Here is a 4,747-nt window from a genome sequence, read left to right as displayed (position 1 = left end):
TCCGCCGCCAACCGAGCGGCGGCATCCCCCTGGACCACCTGTCGGTCGAGGGTTACGTGCGCGGGATGTCCCGCAAACGGCCGGACATCGAGGTGACGATCCTGCGGATCCCCGCGATCCTCGGACTGCCCGAACCCACGGTGTTCGGGGAGCTGCTGGCGCCGTCGATCTCCCCGGTGCTGGCGGGCTACGACCCCCGCATCCAGTTGCTGCACCCCCAGGACGCGCTCGACGCCCTCCTGCACGCCACGATGGGCGCCGCGCCGGGGACGTTCAACATCGCCGGCGAGGGGATCCTCACGCTCACCCAGGCCATCCGGCGGGCCGGGCACGTCCCGCTGCCGGTTCCGCCGCAGACGTTCAAGCTGGCCGTGCGGCTGCTGTCCAGTCAGGGCCTGCGCGACGTCGGGGCCTCGCAGCTTCGGTACCTGCGCTTCGGGCGCGCTGTGGACACCACGCGCATGCGCGAGGAGTTCGGCTTCACGCCCCGGTACTCCACCGAGGAGGCACTGCACGCCTACCTGGTCGACTCCGGCACCGAACCGCTCATCACCCGCGCCACGCTCGAGCGCAAGACCGCCAAGATCGCCGCCATGCTCCCCGCGCCGGTGGCCGACCGGCTGCGCGCGGGAGTGGACACCACGCTGTGCGAGCTCGAGGCGATCGGCGCGTTGCCCGATCCGAACGAGCCCGATCCGAACGAGCCCGATCCGAGCAAGGAGGAGGCGCTGTGAGGGGCCCCGAATTCGACCTGAGCCAGCCACTCGGTGGGCCTCGCTGGGGGGAGGGCCGCCGCGACTCGCGGAGCGACCGCATCGTGGGCGAGGGCTTCCTCGGCGCCACCAGCCACAGCGACGCCGCCGCCACCGAGATCGGACGGATCGTCGACCGGTTCCTCACCTCGGTGCGCGACACTCTCGGCCAGGTGATGGAGGCGCTGCCCGTCGACGCCGAGACGCTGGGTCCCGTCCGTGAGGTCGCGCGGGGTGTCGACGTGATGCTCGCGACCGGCGACGTCAGCGCGCTGTCGGGGCTCGTCGACGCCATCAACGGTGTCGGCGAGCTGATCGCCACGCGCGTGACCGGTGGTTACGAGGTCGACGAGTTCGGCTTCGACGAGCACTTCCACAGCACCGTGTGGCTGCCGATGTGGCGACCGCTGTTCGAGCACTGGTTCCGGGTCGAGGTGATCGGCGCCGAGAACATCCCCGCCGAGGGTGCCGGGCTGATCGTCTCCAACCACGCCGGGGTCCTGCCGTTGGACGCGATGATGACCACGGTCGCCGTCCACGACCACTCGGGCCGCGCCCTGCGGCTGCTGGCCGCCGACCTGGCCATGACGCTGCCGGTCTCCGCACCGCTGGCGCGGCGGGCCGGGGCGACCCTGGCCTGCGCTGCCGACGCCGAACGCCTGCTCGAGAGCGGACACGTGGTGGCGGTGTGGCCCGAGGGCTACAAGGGGCTGGGCAAGCCGTTCTCGGACCGCTACCGGCTGCAACGCTTCGGCCGCGGTGGGTTCGTGTCCACCGCGCTGGACGCCGGCGCGCCGATCATCCCGTGCTCGGTGGTGGGCTCGGAGGAGATCTACCCCAAGATCGGCGAGTTCTCCCCGCTGGCGCGGCTGCTGGGTGTCCCGTACCTGCCCATCACGCCGACGTTCCCCCTGCTCGGCGGCCTGGGCGGCATCCCGCTGCCCACCAAGTGGACCATCGAGTTCGGCGAGCCCATCGAGACCTCCCACCTCGGCCCGGACGCCGGCGACGACCCGATGATCGTCTTCGAGATCACCGACCAGGTCCGCGAGACCATCCAGAACACGCTGTTCCGGAACCTCGCGCGCCGCGGGAGCGTCTTCTTCGGCTGATCCGCCCGGCCGCGAGTCGTCTCAGAACATCCGTCGGATCTGGCCGATCGTCCGCGCGCCGTACGAGGACTTCACGGCCGCCCGGGCTCCGGCGAGCCCGCCCACCGCGAGCACGCCCGGGACCGCCTTCTTGGCGGCCTTGCGCACCGTGCGGAAGTCCTTGATGTCCCAGCCGTTCTCCGAGGCGTACTTGCGCAGCCGCCCGTCCGGGTTGATCGCGACCGGGTTGCCGACCATCGTGAGCATCGGCATGTCGTTGAAGCTGTCCGAGTACGCGTAGCACTTGGACAGATCGAAACCCTCGGCCTCGGCGAGGTTGGAGATGGCGTGCGCCTTGCCGGGCCCGTGCAGGATGTCGCCCACCAGCCGTCCGGTGTACACCCCGTCCTCCTCCTCGGCCACGGTGCCGAGCGCACCCGAGAGCCCGAGCCGCGATGCGATCACCCGCGCGAGCATGACCGGCGTGGCGGTGACCAGCCACACCTGCTGGCCGGCGTCGAGGTGCATCTGCACCAGCGAGCGCGTGCCCGGCCAGACGCGGTCGAGCATCGAGGTGTCCACGACCTCCTCGCTCAACGCGGTCAGCTCGGCGACGGTGTGGCCCTTGACGAAGCTCAGCGCCTTGTCTCGGCCCGCGGCCACGTCGTCGGCGTTCTCCTTGCCGGAGACCCGGAACTTGACCTGCGACCACGCCATCGACGCCACGTCCTGCGCCGTGAAGAACTTGTGCTTGGCCAGCCCACGCGCCAGCAGGATGATCGAGGCGCCCTGGATCAGGGTGTTGTCCACGTCGAAGAACGCCGCGGCCTGCGGGTCGGGGACGAACCGCGTGTCGGCGTGGTCGTCGTGGTCCTCGGTGGTCGTGGCGTCGGCCAGCGGGGGACCGGGCTCGGCGCCGGGCTCGAGCTTGACCGCGTTCCTGGCCGAGGCCTCGCCGGCGACGCGCTGGTCGCGGGCGTTGCGCCGGCGCCAGACCAGCCGACCGATCGCACTGGTGACGTCCGCCCGTCCGGGGAGCCGGAGGCGGTTGCCCCCGGAGTCGGGGTCGGAGGCGGAGTCGTCGGTGGCGTCGGTGTGGTCGTTCACCGGGTGGACCTCCTAGTGGGGGTGGGACCCCATCCTAGGGGAGCCCGGAGGGGGTCGGGCACTATCAGGGCATGGTGCACACGGTGACCCTGCTTACCCGCGAGGGGTGTGGAAGCTGCGTCCGGGTCCACGGACAGTTGGTCCCGCTGTGCGCAATGGCGCACGCGCGGCTCGAGGTGGTGGACGTGGACCGTGCGGCCGACCCCGAGCTCGCGGTGGAGTACGGCGACCGCCTGCCGGTGGTCCTGGTGGACGGCGCGGAGCACTCGTGTTGGGAGGTCGACGACGACGAGCTGAGCGCCGATCTCGCCGCCGACGAACCGTTCCGTGGCTGGGAGTGAGCCTGCCGCCCACCGTCCTGCGGCGCGCGCTACTCCTCGGCGAGCAGGACCTGCAGGATCGTCGCGTGCCGGAGAAGGAAGGCCCCCTCGTCGAGCTTCTTGCGCCGGAGCCACCCGGTGACCTCGCTGTTGTGCTTGCTCGCGTTGCAGGAGGCGCACGCAGGGACCACGTTCTCCAGCGTGTAGCGCCCCCCGCGGGACACGGGCATGACGCAGTCGCGCTGGAGTGCGGGGCCGTCCGCCCGGCAGTAGGCGCACCCGCTCCAGGCGTCGAGGAGGTCGGCCCACTGTGGGGCGGTGAGGTCGTTGTCGACGCGAGAGAGTCGCCGCTGGCGTCGCTTCGCGTACCGGGCGCGTGTCGCTGCGGACACGGTGGTGGAGGACCTGGTGGTGGAGGACCTGCGGCGAGGTGGCACGGCGCAACCGTACGTCGCCCACGAGCGCCCGGTGGTGTGGTGTCCGCGCGCGCCCCGACCCGGGCCGGGGCCGCCGAGGGTCCGCGCTGCTCATGGCGGCCGCACGGCGTCGCCCGGGCATAGCATCCGCCCCGGCGACGGTTTTGTCCCGGGGTGCCAAGCGGGTTACGGTGGAGTTCGTTGCGGGTCGATCGCAGGCTCAGGCCACGGCCGTCCCGGCAGGGGATTCCACTGGGAATCGCCCTGTACGCAGCCGTGCACACCGACAGGAGACGACCGACTGTGGACCACTGTTCCGCGTGTGCGTCGAGTGTCGTCCCGTCGTTCCCGGTGTCCCGAGTTGACGCATTGGTGCCCATTCTGGCATGGGCCCCATCGGCACTCGCGTCCGGGGGTCGGCCGTGAGCATCCTCCTGGTGGGTCTGTCCCACCACAGCGCCCCGGTGGCCCTGTTGGAGTCGGTGGCCGTCGCGGAGGCCGATCGGGACACGCTCACCGAGAACCTGATCAGCGGCAGCCACGTCGACGAGGCGATGATCGTCACCACCTGTAACCGCGTCGAGGTGTATGCGGCGGTGGAGGCGTTCCACCCGGCGCTCGACGACGTGGTGGGTCTGCTCTCGCGGCACTCCGGGCTGTCGGCCGACGAACTCAGCCGCCACCTCTACGTCCGCTATTCCGAGTCGGCGGCCGAGCACCTGTTCTCGGTGGCCTCGGGACTGGACTCGATGGTCGTGGGCGAGCAGCAGATCATCGGACAGATCCGGACTGCCTACCAGTCCGCGTCCGACATCGGCGCGGCCGGCACCACGCTGCACCGACTCGCCCAGCAGGCGCTTCATGTGGGAAAACGCGTCCACACCGAGACAGGCATCGACTCGGCGGGGTCGTCGGTGGTGTCGGTGGCGCTCGACCGCGCCGCGGAGATCCTCGCCGAGGGGGCCACTCCTGCGACCACCGAGGCCCCCGGGTCCGCGTCCCGCCGTCTCGACGGTCGCCGCGCGGTCGTGCTCGGAGCGGGTGCGATGGGCGGCCTGGCG

At 71.4% G+C, this 4,747-nt stretch carries 6 protein-coding genes; 4 read left to right on the top strand and 2 right to left on the bottom strand.

What is annotated here, in order from left to right:
* A partial coding sequence (locus G6017_RS13300) for a Rossmann-fold NAD(P)-binding domain-containing protein (RefSeq protein WP_524536297.1) occupies positions 1 to 734 on the top strand: 734 nt, incomplete at its 5' end.
* Positions 731 to 1,864 (top strand): lysophospholipid acyltransferase family protein, encoded by a 1,134-nt coding sequence (locus G6017_RS13295; RefSeq protein ID WP_179523386.1) that lies wholly within the window; start codon positions 731 to 733, stop codon positions 1,862 to 1,864. The genes G6017_RS13300 and G6017_RS13295, both read left to right, overlap by 4 nt.
* 21 nt (positions 1,865 to 1,885) lie before the next feature.
* On the opposite strand, the gene G6017_RS13290 is transcribed toward G6017_RS13295, so the two are convergent.
* Positions 1,886 to 2,950 (bottom strand): HAD-IB family hydrolase, encoded by a 1,065-nt coding sequence (locus tag G6017_RS13290; protein WP_182617777.1) that lies wholly within the window; start codon positions 2,948 to 2,950, stop codon positions 1,886 to 1,888.
* A 71-nt stretch (positions 2,951 to 3,021) separates the two neighbouring features.
* Here G6017_RS13290 and G6017_RS13285 point away from each other — a divergent pair, with 71 nt between their 5' ends.
* Positions 3,022 to 3,291 carry a glutaredoxin family protein gene (locus tag G6017_RS13285; protein ID WP_182617775.1) on the top strand — a complete coding sequence of 90 codons (270 nt, stop codon included), beginning with the start codon at positions 3,022 to 3,024 and terminating at the stop codon, positions 3,289 to 3,291.
* A 29-nt stretch (positions 3,292 to 3,320) separates the two neighbouring features.
* Here G6017_RS13285 and G6017_RS13280 read toward each other — a convergent pair whose 3' ends face one another.
* Complete coding sequence (locus tag G6017_RS13280) at positions 3,321 to 3,662, bottom strand: HNH endonuclease (RefSeq protein ID WP_182617773.1); 342 nt, start codon at positions 3,660 to 3,662, stop codon at positions 3,321 to 3,323.
* A gap of 446 nt (positions 3,663 to 4,108) precedes the next feature.
* Here G6017_RS13280 and hemA point away from each other — a divergent pair.
* On the top strand, positions 4,109 to 4,747 hold a 639-nt coding region (gene hemA / locus G6017_RS13275; protein ID WP_182617771.1), incomplete at its 3' end, for a glutamyl-tRNA reductase.

The sequence above is a fragment of the Dietzia sp. B44 genome, from assembly GCF_014145245.1.
GTDB lineage: Bacteria > Actinomycetota > Actinomycetes > Mycobacteriales > Mycobacteriaceae > Dietzia > Dietzia natronolimnaea.
Note: the sequence above shows the minus strand (reverse complement) of the source record. Positions and strands in the feature narration are given on the sequence as shown.

Coding starts and splice junctions, on each gene's coding strand:
- G6017_RS13285 (WP_182617775.1), top strand. CDS start 3,022: ATGGTGCACACGGTGACCCTGCTTACCCGCGAGGGGTGTGGAAGCTGC.